At 67.1% G+C, this 17,184-nt stretch carries 14 protein-coding genes; 3 read left to right on the forward strand and 11 right to left on the reverse strand.

Annotation, left to right across the window (positions count from 1 at the left end; translation table 11 throughout):
- Positions 1-102: 102 nt before the first annotated feature.
- Genes pbpC through XM53_RS04330 form a run of 3 tightly spaced genes read right to left on the reverse strand, consistent with a single transcriptional unit; the run spans position 103 to position 8,154 of the window.
- The gene (gene pbpC, locus XM53_RS04320) at positions 103-2,151 is read right to left on the reverse strand and encodes a penicillin-binding protein 1C (RefSeq protein WP_057790654.1); all 2,049 of its coding nucleotides are present in this window, start codon (positions 2,149-2,151) and stop codon (positions 103-105) included.
- Positions 2,138-2,716 carry a putative glycolipid-binding domain-containing protein gene (locus tag XM53_RS04325; RefSeq protein WP_057790656.1) on the reverse strand — a complete coding sequence of 193 codons (579 nt, stop codon included), beginning with the start codon at positions 2,714-2,716 and terminating at the stop codon, positions 2,138-2,140. Before XM53_RS04325 ends, pbpC begins: the two co-directional genes overlap by 14 nt.
- On the reverse strand, positions 2,713-8,154 hold the full coding sequence (locus XM53_RS04330; protein WP_082630731.1) for an alpha-2-macroglobulin family protein: 5,442 nt from the start codon (positions 8,152-8,154) through the stop codon (positions 2,713-2,715). The genes XM53_RS04325 and XM53_RS04330 overlap by 4 nt, the downstream gene beginning before the upstream one ends.
- Positions 8,155-8,310: 156 nt before the next feature.
- Here XM53_RS04330 and XM53_RS04335 point away from each other — a divergent pair, with 156 nt between their 5' ends.
- The 3 genes from XM53_RS04335 (at position 8,311) to XM53_RS04345 (ending at position 12,309) form a co-directional block, all read left to right on the forward strand.
- Complete coding sequence (locus XM53_RS04335; protein ID WP_057790658.1) at positions 8,311-10,491, forward strand: response regulator; 2,181 nt, start codon at positions 8,311-8,313, stop codon at positions 10,489-10,491.
- 301 nt (positions 10,492-10,792) lie between these two features.
- Positions 10,793-11,650 carry a DMT family transporter gene (locus XM53_RS23680; RefSeq protein ID WP_057790660.1) on the forward strand — a complete coding sequence of 286 codons (858 nt, stop codon included), beginning with the start codon at positions 10,793-10,795 and terminating at the stop codon, positions 11,648-11,650.
- The gene (locus XM53_RS04345) at positions 11,647-12,309 is read left to right on the forward strand and encodes a 5-formyltetrahydrofolate cyclo-ligase (RefSeq protein ID WP_057790662.1); all 663 of its coding nucleotides are present in this window, start codon (positions 11,647-11,649) and stop codon (positions 12,307-12,309) included. Before XM53_RS23680 ends, XM53_RS04345 begins: the two co-directional genes overlap by 4 nt.
- 6 nt (positions 12,310-12,315) lie before the next feature.
- Here the strand turns inward: XM53_RS04345 and XM53_RS04350 are convergent, their stop codons facing one another.
- The 8 genes from XM53_RS04350 to rpsP all read right to left on the reverse strand — a co-directional run bounded on the left by XM53_RS04350 (position 12,316) and on the right by rpsP (position 17,103).
- Positions 12,316-13,125: a division plane positioning ATPase MipZ gene (locus XM53_RS04350; protein WP_057790665.1), complete on the reverse strand. Its 810-nt coding sequence runs from the start codon at positions 13,123-13,125 to the stop codon at positions 12,316-12,318.
- 199 nt (positions 13,126-13,324) lie between these two features.
- Positions 13,325-13,546 carry a 50S ribosomal protein L31 gene (gene rpmE, locus XM53_RS04355; RefSeq protein ID WP_057790667.1) on the reverse strand — a complete coding sequence of 74 codons (222 nt, stop codon included), beginning with the start codon at positions 13,544-13,546 and terminating at the stop codon, positions 13,325-13,327.
- A 12-nt stretch (positions 13,547-13,558) separates the two neighbouring features.
- The gene (rplS, locus tag XM53_RS04360; protein ID WP_057790669.1) at positions 13,559-13,942 is read right to left on the reverse strand and encodes a 50S ribosomal protein L19; all 384 of its coding nucleotides are present in this window, start codon (positions 13,940-13,942) and stop codon (positions 13,559-13,561) included.
- 354 nt (positions 13,943-14,296) lie between these two features.
- Positions 14,297-15,094 (reverse strand): tRNA (guanosine(37)-N1)-methyltransferase TrmD, encoded by a 798-nt coding sequence (trmD, locus tag XM53_RS04365; protein WP_057790671.1) that lies wholly within the window; start codon positions 15,092-15,094, stop codon positions 14,297-14,299.
- A gap of 31 nt (positions 15,095-15,125) precedes the next feature.
- Positions 15,126-15,941 carry a hypothetical protein gene (locus XM53_RS04370; protein ID WP_057790673.1) on the reverse strand — a complete coding sequence of 272 codons (816 nt, stop codon included), beginning with the start codon at positions 15,939-15,941 and terminating at the stop codon, positions 15,126-15,128.
- A 2-nt stretch (positions 15,942-15,943) separates the two neighbouring features.
- A complete protein-coding gene (gene rimM, locus XM53_RS04375) occupies positions 15,944-16,450 on the reverse strand; it encodes a ribosome maturation factor RimM (protein ID WP_057790675.1) in 507 nt (168 codons plus the stop codon).
- Positions 16,447-16,596, reverse strand: coding sequence for a hypothetical protein (locus XM53_RS23540; RefSeq protein ID WP_201455383.1), 150 nt, complete (start codon positions 16,594-16,596; stop codon positions 16,447-16,449). The genes rimM and XM53_RS23540 overlap by 4 nt, the downstream gene beginning before the upstream one ends.
- A 90-nt stretch (positions 16,597-16,686) precedes the next feature.
- Complete coding sequence (gene rpsP, locus XM53_RS04380) at positions 16,687-17,103, reverse strand: 30S ribosomal protein S16 (RefSeq protein WP_057790677.1); 417 nt, start codon at positions 17,101-17,103, stop codon at positions 16,687-16,689.
- Positions 17,104-17,184: the final 81 nt, after the last annotated feature.

The following is a 17,184-nucleotide window of genomic DNA, read 5'->3' on the forward strand; positions in this document are numbered from 1 at the left end:
TTTTCGGGACGATTTCTTGCAAGAAATCGGGCAAGAATTTTCGAAAATTCTTGCTGCGAAACTGCGCAGTTTCGCGGGCCATTTTCTGCGTAGAAAATGGGGTCAGTCGATCCAGACGGTGACGCTGCTGGACCGGCCCATGGCGTCGATCACCGAGAGCTTGGAGTAGCCACGGGCGAGGCCGGTCAGTTCGGCCTCGCGCCGGCGGGTCCCGGTTTTCTGCGGCGTGCCGTTGGCGAGCCAGGTGAAAGGCGGTTTGCCGTCGCGCAGCTTGACCGTCAGGCGGCCGTCCTGGATGGGCAGGCGGGCGCCGGCGGGAGGGAAGATCAGCTTTGGCGCATCCTCGGACGGTTGGAACACCGCATCGCGCCCGGCGAAGCGGCGCAGCGGTTGTGGCAGGCGGGCGGTGGGCAAGAGCAGCGCCTCGGGCGGGGGCGGCGGCAGGGCGTCGGCTTTGGGTTTCAGGCGCTGGAATGCCTCGAACAGCACGGGCGCGGCGAGGTCCCCGCCGAAGGCGCCAGGGACGGGCGTGCCGTCGGGGCGGCCGATCCAGACGGCGGCGACGTGGCGGCCGTCGAAGCCCACGGCCCAGGCGTCTCGGTGGCCGTAAGAGGTTCCGGTCTTGTAGGCGAGGCGGCGCTTGGGCGCGCCGGGGGGCGGCGCGAGGCCCGCGAGGATATCGGCGACGTGCCAGGCGGCGGCGCGGTTCAGTACATTCGCTTGCGTATGGTTTGAGGCGTCCTGACGCCAGTTGAGCGGGCGGGTCTGGCCGCCATTTGCCAGCATGGCGTAGGCGATGGTCAGGCCTTCGAGCGTCACGCCGAGGCCGCCGAGTCCCACGGCGAGGCCGGGCTGGTCGCCGGGCAGCTCGGTCGGCACGCCGGCGCGGCGCAGGGTGTCGAGCAGGTGGGCGGGGCCGATCTCGTCCAGCAGCAGGACGACGGGGATGTTGAGCGACTGGCGCAGGGCGTCGGCGACAGTCAGCTCGCCCCGGAAGGCGCCGTCGAAATTCTGCGGCGCGTAGGTGCCGAAGGCGACGGGGCGGTCGTGGATCAGCGTCTGCGGATGAGCGAGGCCGCGGTCGAAACCCATGGCGTAGATGAAGGGCTTCAGCGTCGAGCCGGGGGAGCGCATCGCCTGTGTCATGTCGACGAAGCCGGAGCGCGCGTCGCCGATGCCGTAGGTGGCGGAGCCGACCGAGGCGAGGATGTCGCCGGTGTGGTGGTCGGCGATCATCATCGCGATGGAGACGTCCGCGGGCAGGTCGCGCAGGCTGTGCGTGGCGAGGCGTTCCAGCGCGGCTTGCAGGGGTGCGTCGAGCGTGAGGTCGTGGCGCAGGCGCGCGGGATCGTCGGATATCGCGCGGTCGGCCATGTGCGGCGCGAGGGAGGGGAAGGCGCGGCGGGCATGGGGGACGGGTTCGGTCAGGGCCGCCTGCACGGCGCTGGGCGTCAGCAGGCCGTCGCGTTCTGCGCGGGCGAGGACGCGGGCGCGGGCCTCGGCTGCCTGGAAATGGTGCCGGTCGGGGCGGCGGGATTCGGGGGATTGTGGCAGAGCGACGAGCAGCGCGGCTTCGGCGGGGGTCAGGCGGCGGGGGTCCTTGCCGAACCACGCGTAACTGGCGGCGCGGACGCCTTCGATATTGCCACCGAAGGGCGCGCGTTCGAGGTAGAGTTGCAGGATCTGCGCCTTGGTCAGGCGGCGTTCCAGCGCCAGCGCGACGCGGGCCTGGCGGAGTTTGCCGGAAAGCTGCCCGGTACCGCTGTCCTCGAGCAGGCGGGCGACCTGCATGGTGAGGGTGGAGGCGCCCGAGACGATCTCGCCGTTCCAGAGCGCCTGCGCGGTCGCGCGAAGAATGGCGCGGGGGTCGACGCCGGAATGGGTGTAGAACCGCTTGTCTTCGTAGGCGATGAGGAGGTCGATATAGCCTTGGTCCACCGCGTCGGGCGTGGCGCCGAGCCGCCAGCGACCATTCTCGACCGTGTACACTCGCAAAAGCGTGCCGTTGCGGTCTCGGACTTCTGTGGAAAGCGGCGTCAGGAGGGGTGGAAGATCGGTGGCCGTGATCCAGTGGTCGAGCTTGTCGCGGCCGAGGCCCGCGGCGAAGAGCGCGAGCGCCAGCAGCAGCAGGAGACGGTCAAAGCGGAACATGCTGGTCTTCCGCGTGCCAGAGGCCGGGATAATCGGTGACGAAGCCCGCGTCGTTGACTTCGAGCGTGGTGGTGTAGTCGGTCTGTTCGGCGCGGTAGTCGATCGCGCCATACGTATGCGTACGTTGATAGGTCTGATCCAGCGGCGCGAGGGTGGCGGCGGGGTAGTGCAGCCACGCGGCGCGGGTGGTCAGGGTGTCGTCCTGCTGTTTCGCAAGGCGGCGCAGGGGCATGAGGTTGGTGGCGGGGGTGAAGCTGAGGTCGATGTCGGTGGCGTCCTTTAGCCCGGGTTGAGGTGTCTCGTTCAGCAGCCATTCGCCATTGCGGTGGTCGATATGCAGGCGCACGTCCATCTCGCCATGGGTGCCGGCGATGTCGGCGTCGAGGGTCTGCCAGTCCTCGGCGCAGCGCACGACGTAATCCAGCGCGGCGAAGCCGTCATCGTCGTGAAAGCGGGCGTGGCCGACCAGCAGCCAGCCGTGATCGGCGCGGGCGAGGCGGCAGGTGTCCTGCCCCTCGCAATAGAGCGCGCGCCAAGTGATCGTGGCGACGGTCTTGCCCGTCATTCCGCGGTGACAGTCATGCGCCCGGTCGCCGAACGCGCGCGGTATTGCGGACGGTACATGTCCTCGACCGAGGCTGCCGGGTGGTGGTAGCTGCCGGGGCTGATCGCGCGGACGATGTAGGCGAGGCGGAACGCATCGTCCGAGCGCCAGTCGACGGCGGCGATGAAGCGGTCGGCGCGGAACTCGGAATGCTCGGTCGTGGCGGGGTCGAGCCAGTCGAGCGCGCTCACGTCGCCCGAGCGCAGGAGGTTCGGGTTATCGATTTCCAGACCGGCGGGTAGCGGGTCGTCGATGATGAGCCGGGCCTCGCCTTTCTCGAACGGGCGGACTGTCAGCACGGTGACAAGGCGGGTGCCGGTGGGGACCGAGGACAGGTCCATCGGGGTGCCGTCCATGTCGAAATAGCTGCGCTCGATGGCGTAGCCGTAGCCGCCGGCCTCGGGCGGGGTCAGTGGCACGCCGAGGGTGGTGAGCGTGATGTCTGTGGCGTTCGCGCCGGTGTTGGTGAGGGTCTGCGGCGTGAGCGACGTGGCGGAGATGTTGCGCACGAAGGGGCCCGAGACAGGTTCGCCGTCGAGCGAGAGGCCCGAGACGGACGGATCGCTGAGAAGCGCGCGGGCGGCCAGAAGGGACCACGCCTGTTCCTGGGTGGACATGTGCGGGCCTTCGGCGGTGATGGCGCTGGCCAGGGCGTCGGCGTTGACGGCGGTGCTGCCCGCCTCGGTCGCCAGCGTCAGCACGCCGGCGCGGTCGCGCAGGCGGGTGCCATAGTCAGCCCGCCAGACCTGGCCTTCGTCGCCGGAGGTCTGGTTGATGGTCTGTTGGGCTGCGGCGAACATGCGGTCGGCGCGGGTCTGGTCGCCGTAGAAGGCAAGCGCCGCGCCAAGCTGAGCCTGGGCCAGGGGTGTGGCGAAGGCCTGGGCCTTGACGTCCGCGTAATACCGCAGGTCGCCCATGCGGGCCGCGCCCTCGCGGGCGAGGACCATGAGGGCATAGGCGATGTCTTCGCCACCGGAGTCGAAGTCGGGCGCGTAGTTGATGCGGTTGCGCAGGTTGTCCATCGCCATGGTGTAGGCGGTGTCTGGCACGTCGAAGCCTTCGGATCTGGCGCGCGACAGGAAGTCGGCGACATAGGCGTCGAGCCAGAAATCGCCGGAACTTGCCCGCCAGAGGCCGAAGCTGCCGCCGGAGGATTGGCGGGTCAGGATGCGGGCGATGGACTGGTCGATGCGTTCCTGTGCCTGCGCTTCGGAGGCGAGGCCCATCGCGGCGGCGACCTGGTTGAAGTAAAGGAGCGGCATGGCGCGGCTGACCACCTGTTCGGTGCAGCCATACGGGTAGCGGTCGAGCGCGGCCAGAAGGCGGGGCGCGTCGAGTTTCGCCAAGGGCCCGGCGGCGAGGATGGCGCTGGCCGTGTCGGGGCGCAGATCGGCGAAGACGTCGTCGCCCAGCGTGAAGCTGTCGCCTGCGCCGAGAGAGAAGCGGCGGGTGGTGGCGATGACCGGATCGTTGGAGCGGATGCCAAGCGGCATCTCCTTGGTCAGTTGCTTGCCATCGGGCGTGGTGAGCGCGATGCGCACGGTAGCGTCGCCCACGTCTCCCGCGGTGATGGGCAGGCTGAGCGTGGTTTTTTCCTGGTCGCCCAGTTCGAGGCCGGAGGGGATGGTGCCGCCCAAAGTAAGGCCGGTGCCGGAGACGTCGAGGCCCATGCGGCCGGTCGGTCCTTCGGTGTGCTGGATTTCCAGCAGCAGGCGGCTGTCGTCGCCGGGGGCGAGGAAGCGCGGCAGGGAGGCGGTGACGACGACGGGGTCGCGAACGATGGTTTCGTCCTCGGCCTGGCCCACGGCGGTGGGGGACCATGCGACGGCCATGAAGCGGACGGTGCCGTTGAAATCGGGCATGTCGAAGCTGGCCTGCGCCGTGCCATCGGGGCCGATTTCCAGCGGGCCGGTGAAATAGGCGACGAGGTCCTCGGTGGGCGGCGGCTGGGTGCCGGAGAGGGGGTTGCCCGCATCACCGCCGGAGCGGACCTGGCCTTCGGCGCCGTTCATGCCGTCGATAAGGCGGCCATAGAGGTCGCGGATTTCCACGCCAAGGCGGCGCTGGCCGAAATAGTGACCGGAGGGATCGGGCGACTGGAAGCCGGTGATGTTGAGCACGCCTACATCCACGGCGGCGAGGGTGACATAGCCGGTCTGGCCATCCGCCAGCCCGTCCACGTTCACGGTGACGTCCAGCGGCCCGCGCGGGGCGGCGGTTTCGGGGGCGTCGATGGAGACGGAGAGCTGTTTGTCGCCCGGGGCGATCTTGGCGTAGCTGAGGCCGAGCGAGCGGGCCGGGTTCTGGCCCGCGCTGACGTTCATCGGGCGGATCACTTGCGCGGTGACGTAAGCGCCTGCGCCCCAGTCTTCGGTGACCGAAAGGGGGATGGTGTTCTCGCCCTCGGTGACCTCGACGGCCTGGCGTTCGATGACGTGGTTTGACATCACGGTGATCAGCGCGGTGCCGGCATAGCGCGGCACGACGCGCAGTTGGGCGGTGTCGCCGGGGGTGTATTCGGGTTGGTCCAGCGACAGCTCCAGCGTGTCGGGCGTGTCGCTGGCGTCGGCGGGAGCGTACCAGCCGGCGTAGAAATCGGTGGAGGATGAGACGTAGTCGCCGCCGGTGCGTTCGACGACCAACTCGTAGTGACCCCATTCGACGGGCGCGGTGACGGTGAGCGGATTGGACCCCAGCGTGGCGTCGCCGGTGGCGACCTGTTCGCGCGTCGTGATCGGCTCCCAGTTCCACGAGCCGTAATCCTGGTACCATTGGTAGCGCGTGGTGACGCGGTTGACCGTCCATTTCACGTCCATCGGGACGGGCGTGAGATCGGGGGAAATGCCGATGACCTGGAAGCGGGCTTCGGAGTTTTCGGGGACGACGCCATCGGCCATGGGCTTGATGCCGATCATGGGGCCGGCGGGGGCGAGCATGCGGGAAAGCGTGCGTTCGACCGGGCGGCCGGAGCCTTCTTGCAGGGTGACGGTTATTTCGGCCTCGAACGGGCGGTCGGTGACGTCGAATTCGGGCATTTCGGCGGCCATCTGAAGCTGGCCGTCGGGGCCGGTCTTGCCGCCGGGCAGGTAGGTGATGCGCCCGCCGACCAGTTCATCGTGACGACCGAAGCGGTAGCCGGGGAAATCGTCGAGCGTGGTGCGCGCCATGAGGCGCACGTTGCCGTCCGCGATCAGCCCGGCACCCGGCGCGCCGAAGAGATAGCGCGCGTCGATGGTGAGCGGGGGCGTGTCGCCGGGGCGGATGGGGCCGTCGGGCAGCGACAGGTCGAAGTCGATGCGCTCGGGCAGGAAATCTTCGACCAGCAGTGTACGGCTGACCAGCGGGTCGGCCTCGGGGTCCGACAGGATGTCGAGCGTCCAGCTGCCGGTGGGGACACTTGCGCCGACGGGCAGGGTGAAGACATGGCCGCCCGCGTCGTCGTCGCCGGACAACTGGCGGGAATATTCCACGCCGTCGGGGCGGCGCAGGATGGCCGTGAGGGGCAGGCCGGGGATCGCCTCGGCCAGTTCGTCCCGCGCAAGGGCGGTGGCGTGGATCACCTCGCCCGGGCGGTAGGCGCCGCGGTCGGTGGCGAGGAAGACGTCGATGGGCGGCGCGGGAGGGCGGCCCTCGACGCCGCGGTCCGAGAGGTCGAAGGCGGGGTCGGTGAGCGACAGGAAGGCCATGTCGTCGGGGCCCGCCTTGGCGAGGATCATCGCCGGGGCGGAGCCGGACGTGCCACGGGTCAGTCCGGGGGCAAAGAGGGCGTGGCCCTGATCGTTGGTCGTGGCGGTGCCAAGCACGCGGTTGGAGCGCGAGAGCAAGGACAGCTCGACGCCGGACTCCGCCTGGGCATCGGCCAGACCGCGCACGAAGACATGCAGGCCGTCGGTGCCCTTGAAGGTGGTCAGGCCCAGGTCGGTCAGCACGAACCATTGCGTGGCGCCGGGATTGTCGAAAGGATCGGCGCCGGGGATGGTGGCGGTCAGGGCGTAGATGCCGGGGGCCTCATCCGCCAGAACCTCGCCCAGCGGCAGGCGGGTGGTCATGGTCTGGTTGAGGGTGTTCTGCACCTCGCCGGTGCCTTTCCAGACCTCCTCGGCGATATCATTGCCGAACTCGCGTTCCTGGTACTGGCTGAGGGGGCGGCCGAAATAGTCCTCCTGCATGGTGCGCAGAAGGTTGCGGTCGGAGACGCGGCGCAGCAGCAGCTCGACCTCGGTAAGGTTCACGGTCTCGATCGGCAGGGCGGTGTCGGCGGCCTTGGGCAGGACATAGGACCTGCCCGGGAAAGCGACGCGCGGAGAGCGGTCGCGGACGTAGAGCGTGATTTCGGTGTCGCGCTGGAGGGTTTCGCCGCTGGCGGCGGGCAGCCCCTCGCGGAAGGTGACGCGATAGCGCTCGCCATGTTGAACGCCGGAAATGCAGATCTGGTTGCCCGAGGGCTGGACCACCAGGCCGGGATCGGGCAGGCGCACGAAGGGCGTGTAATCGGTGCCGGCCTCGACCAGCGGTTCGGAGAATTCGGCGCAGAGGCGGGGCTGGGCGCTGTCGCTGTCGGCGCGGTGATCGGTTATGCGGAAACCGTACTTGGCGATGGCGGCGTCGAGCGCGGTCATCACGTCGTCGCGCGGCTGGATCGATTCGGCGAGGCGCAGGGTGGGCACGGTGGCCTGGCCCCGGCCCATCGTCTCCAGGGACTGGGACATAAGCAGAAGGGCGTTGATGCGCGCGGGATCGCCGGGCGCGCGCAGGTAGGCGTTGATCGCGGCCTGGAAGGCGCGTTCCGCATAGTTGCGTTTTTCGGAGTCATTCTGCGTGGGGATGAGGAGCGACAGGCGGGCATATTCCGCCCATTGGTCGGCGGCGTCCGAGCGGGCCACGGCGGCCCCCATCCAGCGCATCGCGTTGAGGTAATCCTGCTGCGCGATGCGGTCCTGCGCGGCGTTGACCATGGCGGGCACGTCCCATTGCCCGCCGGGGTGGCGCGCGCCGATGCCGGTGGCCTGGTCGCGGGCCTGGTTCAGGTCGCCGGGGTTGAGGAAATCCAGATCGGCGGTGCGGGCGGGCGCATCGTTGAGAACGCGCGTGTCGGTGTTGAAGACCTCGGCGGACACCGCGCCCTCGTAGGGCTTGGTTTCGGTCAGGGCGCTTTTGGGGAAACAGGAATTGGAGCGGGTGTTGAACGTGTAGGCGCGGCAGGCGTTGTTGGAAAAGCAGAGGTTGCGGCAGGCCTCGAGCGTGGTGTCGAAGAGCGGGTCGAGATCGGCGCCGTAGAAATCGACATCCTTGGTGACGACCTCGCGCCGGTCGGGGACGGCATCCTGGGCGGTGGCGTGCCCTGCGGCAAGGCTGGCGGAAAGGGTGATGAAAATGGCGGTGAGAAAGCGATGGAGCATGATGCCCTCCCTAAATGTATGGCGGCATCGTGCCACGCCCCCTGCGCCAAGACAACGATTCTGGCTGGCGGGGCAGGTCAGGGTTTAAGCACTTGTTCACCATAATCGGGGAAGTTGGGGGGTATAAGAGACACCGGCACGGGCGGAGGTTGGGGCATGAGCCTTGCCAACAAACTGGCGGAGGAACGGCGCGCCCGGTTGGCCGCCGAACGTCTGCTGGAACAGAAACAGGCCGAGTTGCAGGCCGCGAATCGCAAGCTGGGCCGCCATGCCCGCGCGCTGAGCGAGGAGATCGTCGAGACCCGCGCCGAGGTGCAGACCGTGCGCGACGAGAACGCGCGGGTGAAATCCGACCTGAACGTGGCCAACGAAAAGGTGGCGATTGCCGAGCGGCGGCTGTGGCATTCGATCCAGACGATCCAGGACGGGTTCGCCTTTTTCGATGCCGACAGCCGGATGATCGCCGCCAACCACGCCTGGCTGGGTGTGTTCGAGGGGCTGGAGGACGTCAAGCCGGGGATCAGCTATGTCGAGATCCTGCAATGCGTCACCGAGGAGGGCGTCGTGGATATCGGGGACGCCGACCCCGCCGCGTGGCGCGAAAAGATGCTGGACCGCTGGCAGACCGTCGCGCCCGAGCCCGAGATCATCCGGCTGTGGAACGGGGCCTACATCAAGCTGATCGACCAGCGCGGCCAGACCGGCGACGTGGTGAGCCTGGCGCTGAACATCACCGACACGATCCGGTACGAGGAACGGCTGAAGGAGGCGCGGCGCAAGGCCGAGATGGCGAGCCGGGCGAAGTCGTCCTTCCTGGCCAACATGAGCCACGAGATCCGCACGCCGATGAACGGTGTGGTGGGGATGGCCGAGCTGCTGAAGGACACCGAGTTGGACGAGGAACAACTGCTTTACGCCAACACGATCAAGAATTCGGGCGAGGCGTTGTTGGTGATCATCAACGATGTGTTGGATTACTCCAAGATCGAGGCGGAAAAGCTGGTGCTGCACGAAGAGCCGTTCGACCTGGAACGCTGCATTCACGAGCTGATCATGCTGATGCAGGTGAACGCGCGGGACAAGGGGATCGACCTGTTGGTGGATTACGACCTGTTCCTGCCGACGCGGTTCGTGGGCGATCCGGGGCGGCTGAGGCAGATCATGACGAACCTTCTGGGCAACGCGGTGAAGTTCACCGAGGACGGCCACGTGATGGTGCGCGTGGTCGGCACGGAGGGCGCGGCCGAGGGTGCAGCGCGCCTGCACGTGACGATCGAGGACAGCGGCATCGGCATTCCCGACGACAAGATCGGGCACATCTTCGGCGAGTTCAACCAGGTGGAGGGCGAGAGCAACCGCAAGTTCGAGGGCACGGGGCTTGGCCTTGCGATCTCGGAAAAGCTGGTGAAGCTGATGGGCGGCGACATCTGGGTGGATTCGGCCGAGGGGCAAGGCTCGACCTTTGGCTTTGCCGTGGAATTGCCGTTGGCCGAGCCGGGAGGGGAGCAAGATTTCAGTGTGCCCGACGGGTTGCGCAAGGTGCTGATCGTCGAGACGAACGCGCTGAACCGGTCGATCCTGGAGCGGCTGTTCACGGCGCTGGAAGTCGAGGTGGTCTGCTGTGAGAGCGGGGCGCGGGCGTTGGAGGTGATGGGGGACGATGTCAGCCTGGTGATCACCGACCACGTGATGCCGGACATGGACGGGATCGAACTGGCCGAGGCGCTGAAAGAGGCGGGACACGCGGCGCCGGTGCTGCTGCTGAGTGGCAATACCGGTAGCGTCGATCAGGATCCGGGGCGGATCTTTGTGGACGCGGTGTTGCAGAAGCCGTTTCCGCGCAACGAGCTTTTCGCGGCGCTGGCGCAGGTCGCGGACGTGTTGCCGGGTGGTGAGGTGCCGCCGCTGCGCCCCAAGGAGCCGAGCCGGGTGATGCGGGTGCTGGCGGCGGAGGACAACAAGACCAACCGGCTGGTGTTTTCCAAGATGGTCAAGGGGCTGGATATCGACCTGAAGTTCGCAATGAACGGCGCCGAGGCGGTGGAGTTCTACCGTGGGTTCCAACCCGACGTGGTGTTCATGGATATCTCGATGCCCGAGATGGACGGCAAGGAGGCGGCCCGCGCGATCCGCCAGGTCGAGGCGGACACCGGCGCGCATGTGCCTATCGTGGCGATGACGGCCCATGCGATGGACGGCGACGAAGACGAGATCCTGTCGTCCGGGATCGACCACTACCTGTCGAAGCCTTTGTCGAAACAGGCGTTGATCGACCATGTGAGCGCCGCCTGCCCCGAGGGCGCGCGCCCGCCGCGGGAAGGGCAGAGCGCGGCCTAGTTCACGGGCAATCCATGGACGCGTGCGTGTCAAACGGTGGCCGGAGCGGGTGCGTGCGGTTTCGCGAAGGGCCGGGGCGGGTGTGTCGGGCACGGAATTGGTGGCGGTGGCGGGGCTGAACCGGATCAGGCATGTCGGGTGGCCCGCCCGTTGCTTTGCATTTGCGCCATGGATTTCCCATGGCATTGTCGTGGCCCGGAGCGTGGTGCGTTCGATCCCCCTGACGAGCTTTCGCCCGGGCGTGATGAAATCGGCGGCGCCGGGCTTTACTTTCTGATCAAATTTCGGGCAGTTTCCTGGCATGAATGCGCATCTCAAAGGGCTGTTGCTGACCACGCTGGGCGTGTTGTTCGTTGTGCCCGATTCCCTGTTCGTGCGGCTGATCGATGCAGAGCCGCTGGTCGTGGCCTTCTGGCGCGGGATCACCGCCGGGGTGTTCATCCTGGTGGGCGTGCTGACCTTCATGCCGCGCGGCTCGACCCGCGCGGCGCTCAGCACCGGCTGGCCCGGGGTGATCTATATCGTGCTGATGGGCTCGACCGCGCCTGGCTTCGTGCTGGCGGTGACGCAGACCAGCGTGGCGAACGTGGTGTTCATCTTTGCCTCGATGCCGGTCTTTGCCGCCATTTTCGGCAAGGTGTTCCTGGGCGAGGGGATCAGCCGGCGCATGGTGCTGACAATGCTGGGCGTCTTTGCGGGGCTGGCGATCATCGCCTATGGCTCGGGCGAGAACGAGATCGCCAGCTGGAAGGGCGATGTCTGGGCGGTGATCGTCTGCGCCTCTTACGCCGGGGCGCTGACGGCGGTGCGGCAGTTGAAGGACGTGTCGATGATCCCGGCCATCCCGGTGGCCTATATCGGCGCGGGGCTGGTGGTGCTGCCCTTCGTGTCGCCATGGGTGCCGGTGGCGGCACAGTGGCATCTTTTCGCGTTGCACGGGGCGTTCATCGCGGTCGCCACGTGCTTTCTGACGTTGGGGCCGCGCTATATCAGCTCGGCGGAGGTGTCTTTGCTGATCCTGCTGGAATCGGTGCTGGCGCCGCTGCTGGTCTGGGCCGTGGTGGGCGAGGATCCGGGGCGCTGGGCCATCGTGGGCGGTGCCGTGGTGATCGGGGCGCTGCTGGTGTCGAACGTGGTGGCGCTCAGGCGGCGGCGGTGACCGGCGCGGAGGATGATACGGGCGGTGAGCCGCCGTGTTTCGCGCAGAACCTGGTGGGTGGCCACCTTGTGGATGCGCAGACTTGGGCCGACGTGGCGCAGTTTCGCAAGAGTGACCGCGCAAGGCTTTATGCCCTGCGCAAGGAACTGTCACAGGATGAGCTGGCCCGGCAGGCGGCGGCGGCGATGGCCACGTTGACCCGTGTTGTCGAGGATGTCGCGGGCAAGACCGTGGCCGGGTACTGGCCGATCCGGGGTGAGTTGGACCTGCGGCCCTGGCTGCGCCAGGCGGTTGCGGCGGGGGCGCAGGTGGCGTTGCCGGTGGTGGTGGAAAAGGGCCGCGCGGTGGCGTTTCACCTTTGGCACCCCGGCGCGAAAATGACGCGCGGCATCTGGAACATTCCGGTCCCGTCCGAGGCGCGCGCGGTCACGCCCGATATCGTGATCGTGCCGCTGCTGGGGGTCGATGACGGCTGTTACAGGCTGGGCAATGGGGGCGGCTATTACGACATGACGCTGGCCGGGCTGGTGCCGCGGCCGCGCATAATCGGGGTGGGGCATGATTTCTGCCCCGTGCAGACGATCTTTCCCCAGCCCTGGGACGTGCCGATGGATGACGTCATCCTGGGCGACGGGTCGCATGTGCGTCGGGACGGCTGAGCGCTGTCAGAAATCGACCGTCACGCCGGGCAGGTTCAGAGCCTTGACCAGATCGCGCAATTCCTGCCGGGCGGCGACGTTCGAGATGTTGAGGCCCTTCACGCCGATATCCTTGAGGTCCAGCAGGGTCAGGCCGCGGGGGAAAAGCTCGCGGAAGATGACGCGTTCGTTGAAGCCCGGCGCGGTGCGAAAGCCGATGCGCTTGGCGAGGTTTTCCAGCGCCGCGCCCATCTTTTCCTTGTTCACCATCTGCTGCGCGCCAAGCCGGTTGCGCACGACGACCCAGTCGATGGGCTTCAGCCCTGCCTGCGCGCGCAGCTGCCGCGCGTTCCAGACCATTTCGGAATAGACCGAGGGGCCGAGGATTTTTAGCCCGTCGGTATCCACGTGAGCGAGCAGGTCGAAATCGACGAAGCTGTCGTTCAGGGGCGTGACCAGCGTGTCGGCCAGCGAATGCGCCACCTGGCTGAGCCGGGTGTGGGAGCCGGGGCAGTCGATGATGATGAAATCGCTGTCGGGTTCCAGTTGGGCCACCGCCGCCGAGAGCCGGCGGTCATAGAGGTTTTCACCCGGCTTGAGCTTGTCGGCGTCAACCTCGGGCAGGTCGTGGTAATGCGGGCCGGGCAGGTCGAGCCCTTCCTTGGCCAGATAGGCCGTGCGGTTGTGGGCATAGCGGCCGAAGGTCTTTTGCCGCAGGTCGAGATCGAGCGCGCTGACGTTGTAGCCCATGCGAGCGAGTGCCGTGGCCACGTGCATCGAGACGGTGGATTTGCCCGCCCCGCCCTTTTCGTTTCCGACGACGATGATATGTGCCATGCCCGTGCCCTTGTGTCCCGCTTGTGATCCGGCGAACTGCCTTGCAGGTTTGGGCGCCACTTTATGGTGTATGACGGTCCGGTTGAAGCCGGTTTGAGACGATCGCGCGGAAATATTGCATTTGCGCCATGCCTGCCCGGGAAACGAAAAACGCCGCCCCGGGTGGAGCGGCGTTTCCGAAATGCACAGGCGGCTTGGCTTAGAAGCCGAGGCCGGCGTACTTGTTCTTGAACTTCGACACGCGGCCGCCCGAATCCATCAGGCGGGTGCCGCCGCCGGTCCAGGCCGGGTGCACGGAGGGGTCGACGTCGAGCGACAGTGTGTCGCCTTCCTTGCCCCAGGTCGAGCGCATCTGAACGACGGTGCCGTCGGTCATCTTCACGTCGATGAAGTGATAATCGGGGTGCAGATCTTTTTTCATGCTATCCGCTCCTTACGCGTTTGCGCCCGACTTGGGCTTGTAATTGGAAACCTCTGCGATCCGGGCCGACTTGCCGCGGCGCTGGCGCAGGTAATACAGCTTGGCGCGGCGGACGCGGCCACGGCGCACCACCTCGATGCTGTCGATGTTGGTCGAGTAGAGCGGGAACACCCGTTCCACGCCTTCCCCGAAGGAAATCTTGCGTACGGTGAACGAGCCGGCGATGCCTTCGCCGTTCTTGCGGCTGATGCAGACGCCTTCGAACATCTGCACACGGCTGCGGGTGCCCTCGGTCACCTTGAAGCCGACGCGCACGGTGTCGCCGGCTTTGAAGTCGGGGATGGTTTTCCCCAGTTCGGCGATTTGTTCCGCCTCGATTTCAGCGATCAGGTCCATCTGATCCACTCCTTAAATTGCTTGCGGTTGTCCCGCAAAGGTGATGCGCGGCCTTGAGAGCTCCTGGTCTTCTATCGGGTCCACGTGAACGTGCCCGCCGGAGGTCAGGTCGTCATGTCTTTTGTCTCTGCGCTGCGTGCCGGGCGGGTGGGTGCCGAAGAAAGCAGGCCCTTGTGCCAAACAAACAGGTCCGGACGACTCGGTCGAGCCCCGGACGGGCGGTGTATAGGGGGAAACGGACTGTCGATCAAGAGGAGTGTTGAGCGTGGGACGGACCGTTTTCTGCGCAGAAAACGGGATAGAAAATGCGTATTTTCTATCGCGGAATTTGCGCAAATTCCGCTGGCGCGAAGGTCAGTCGTTGCGTTTTGAATGCGCGTTCCAAAGATCAGGCCGGCGCGCCTTTGTCAGGTCTTCGGACATGGCGCGCCGCCACTTGGCGATTTCGCCGTGGTGGCCGGACATCAGCACGTCGGGGATCTTGCGCCCCTGCCATTCGGCGGGGCGGGTGTATTGGGGATGTTCCAGCAGGCCGTCGGAAAAGCTTTCTTCCTCGGTCGAGCTTTCGTTGCCCAGCACGCCGGGGAGCAAGCGGACCGAGGCGTCGATCATGGCCTGCGCGGCGAGGTCGCCGCCGGTGAGGACGAAATCGCCGAGCGAGACCTCCTGAATGTCGTAGTGGTCGATGACGCGCTGGTCGAGCCCCTCGAACCGGCCGCAGATCATCGTCACGCCGGGGCGGGTGGCCCAGTCGCGCGCCATGGCCTGGGTAAAGGGCGTGCCGCGCGGGCTGAGATAGACCAGCGGCGCGCCTTCGGGCGCACGCGGCAGGGCGTGGTCGAGGGCGCGGCCCATCACGTCGGCCCGCAGCACCATGCCGGCGCCGCCGCCGGCGGGCGTGTCGTCGACATTGCGGTGCTTGCCCTCGCCGAAGTGGCGCAGGTCGATCGTGTCGAGTTGCCACAGGCCGTCCTTCAGCGCCTTGCCGGTGAGACTGTGGCCCAAGATGCCGGGAAACGCGTCGGGCAGCAGGGTGATGACCTGCGCCGACCACGCGCGGGCCAGGCGTTCGGGGCCGTCCATCAGGCTGCGCGGTTTCAGCGACGCGGTGATCGACTTGCGGCCGTGGGATTTGGAGGCGGGGTCGGACATGAGGCTATGTGCGGTGCAAAGGCGGGCCGCGTCAAGCGGGCGTGGCGCGGGGCTGGCGCGTGGCGCCGGCGGCACGGTAGCGTTTGAGCACGGTGCGCTTGGCCTCGGCCAGCTCGGCGTCGGACAGGGCGGAACGATTGAGCGCCAGCAGTTCCTCGGCGGCGCCGTCGGGCTGGACATTGTGGGCGGGCAGGGGGGCCAGGCCGTCGCGGGGCACCTCAAGGTGGTCGAGCGCGATGCCGAGGGGGCCGAGCGGGTCCGTGCCAGTCTCTTCGATGGGCGCGTCGAGCACCGTGGCGCGATGGCGGATGCGTGCGTCGACGTCGTCGACGATGCTGTCGAGGTCGGCGGCGCCGGAGAGGTGCGTGCGGTAGGTCTCGAAATCCTCGGTCAGGCGCAGGGCGCGGAGGTTCTGCCACCAGACGCTGCGCTGCCAGTCGCGCGGGGCCCGGGTGGTGAAGAGCACGCCGATGGGGGCTGCGGGGCCGAAATGAGCGGCGAGCACGGCGGTGGCGACATTCATCAGTGGTGCGGCGGCGGCGTAGGTGGTGACGCCGTGATTGCCGGGGATGTAGCCGCAGAGATCTTCGGACGTGATCATCAGGGCGCGGGGATCGGTCGGGTCCGACTGGCGGATGGCGGCGGTGAAGCTTTCGGCGAAACGGCGCAGGTCGGACTGGTCGCCATAGGCGGAAAACCGTTTGGCCATGCGGGTGGCTTCGATGAGGTCATGGGTGAACATTAGCCGCAGGTGGGGGCGCAGGGCGCGCTGCAGTTCCGCCGCGCCACGCTGGAGCGAGGACGTACCGGTCTTGTGAAAGCCGGGATGCAGCAGGATGCGCGGCATAGTCAGAAGAGGCCTTCGGGCGGGTCGGCGATGATGCGGCCCGAGGCGAGATCGACGGTGGGCACGGCCTCGAGCGTGAAGGGCAGAAGGACGGTGGATTTGAGCCCCGGCCCATGGATTTCGAGGATGTCGGACGCGCCGTGGTTGAGGACCGACTTGACCCGGCCCAGCGAGGTGCCGCCGGTGTCGAAGACCTCAAGCCCGATGAGATCGGCGTGGTAGTATTCATCATCCGGCAGGGTTGGCAGGCGATCGCGGTCCACGAACAGACGCAGGCCGCGCAGTGCGTCGGCCTGTTCCTTGGTGGCGATACCGGAAAGCCGAGCGATCAGCGCGCCTTTGGTGGCCTGGCCGGTGAGGGTGATCGTGTAGCTGTGCGCGCCATCCTCGGAGGTGACGGGGCCATAGGTGGCGATATCCTCGGGCGTGGCCGTAAAGGATTTCAGCCGCAACTCGCCCCGGACCCCGAATGCGCCGGCGACGGCGCCTATGCAGATACGGTCGGTCATTGCAGGCCCTCCGTCACCACGCAGAGCCCGTCGGCCGAGAGGCCGCCCCGTGCCGTGCAGGCCTCGGACACGTTGTGGCGTTCAAAAAAGACGCCCGCGACGAAGGTCATGGAACTGAGAACGACAAGGCGTATGAGGCCGAACATTGGGACTGTCCCGAAAGCGAAAGCGGTGCGTGCCGCCCCAAGCGACGGGCGCGGGGGCGGCACGGAGATCATGAAAGCGGCAGGTGCGGATCAGCTTTCGCTGGTTTCTTCCGCGGCGGTCTCTTCAGCGGGCGCTTCCTCGGCGGGGGCATTGGCGGCTTCGGCTGCTTCGGCGGCCTTGGCGGCTTTTTCCTCGGCGCGGTCCTTGGCTTTCTGGCCCGGCTCGGCCTTCTTCATGTTGGCGCGCTCTTTCTTCTCCAGCACGCCGGCGGCCTCGAGAAAGCGCGAGATGCGATCAGAGGGTTGGGCGCCCTGGTCCAGCCAGTGCTGCACGCGCTCCATGTTCATCTTGACGCGGTCTTCGCTGTCCTTGGGCAGAAGCGGGTTGTAGGTGCCCAGCTTCTCGATGAAGCGGCCGTCGCGCGGCATACGGCTGTCGGCGGCGACGATCGAGTAGTGGGGGCGTTTCTTGCTGCCACCACGGGCAAGGCGGATTTTCATGGCCATTGGTGTTTCTCCTTTTGAATGGCGTTTGGTCGGTGGGGTGAAACCCCACCTTACGGTTGGTGTGGCGGGGGTCCCCGCCGG

Source organism: Roseovarius atlanticus (assembly GCF_001441615.1).
GTDB classification, from domain to species: domain Bacteria; phylum Pseudomonadota; class Alphaproteobacteria; order Rhodobacterales; family Rhodobacteraceae; genus Roseovarius; species Roseovarius atlanticus.

Bases quoted from the DNA above. Each gene is read 5' to 3' on its own strand.
- XM53_RS23540 (WP_201455383.1), bottom strand. From the start codon at position 16,596: ATGTTCGGCCTCATACGCCTTGTCGTTCTCAGTTCCATGACCTTCGTC.
- rpmE (WP_057790667.1), bottom strand. From the start codon at position 13,546: ATGAAAAAAGATCTGCACCCCGATTATCACTTCATCGACGTGAAGATG.
- pbpC (WP_057790654.1), bottom strand. From the start codon at position 2,151: ATGTTCCGCTTTGACCGTCTCCTGCTGCTGCTGGCGCTCGCGCTCTTC.
- XM53_RS04330 (WP_082630731.1), bottom strand. From the start codon at position 8,154: ATGCTCCATCGCTTTCTCACCGCCATTTTCATCACCCTTTCCGCCAGC.
- XM53_RS04350 (WP_057790665.1), bottom strand. From the start codon at position 13,125: ATGGCACATATCATCGTCGTCGGAAACGAAAAGGGCGGGGCGGGCAAA.
- trmD (WP_057790671.1), bottom strand. From the start codon at position 15,094: ATGTCCGACCCCGCCTCCAAATCCCACGGCCGCAAGTCGATCACCGCG.
- rpsP (WP_057790677.1), bottom strand. From the start codon at position 17,103: ATGGCCATGAAAATCCGCCTTGCCCGTGGTGGCAGCAAGAAACGCCCC.
- XM53_RS23680 (WP_057790660.1), top strand. From the start codon at position 10,793: ATGAATGCGCATCTCAAAGGGCTGTTGCTGACCACGCTGGGCGTGTTG.
- rplS (WP_057790669.1), bottom strand. From the start codon at position 13,942: ATGGACCTGATCGCTGAAATCGAGGCGGAACAAATCGCCGAACTGGGG.
- XM53_RS04325 (WP_057790656.1), bottom strand. From the start codon at position 2,716: ATGACGGGCAAGACCGTCGCCACGATCACTTGGCGCGCGCTCTATTGC.
- rimM (WP_057790675.1), bottom strand. From the start codon at position 16,450: ATGACCGACCGTATCTGCATAGGCGCCGTCGCCGGCGCATTCGGGGTC.
- XM53_RS04335 (WP_057790658.1), top strand. From the start codon at position 8,311: ATGAGCCTTGCCAACAAACTGGCGGAGGAACGGCGCGCCCGGTTGGCC.
- XM53_RS04370 (WP_057790673.1), bottom strand. From the start codon at position 15,941: ATGCCGCGCATCCTGCTGCATCCCGGCTTTCACAAGACCGGTACGTCC.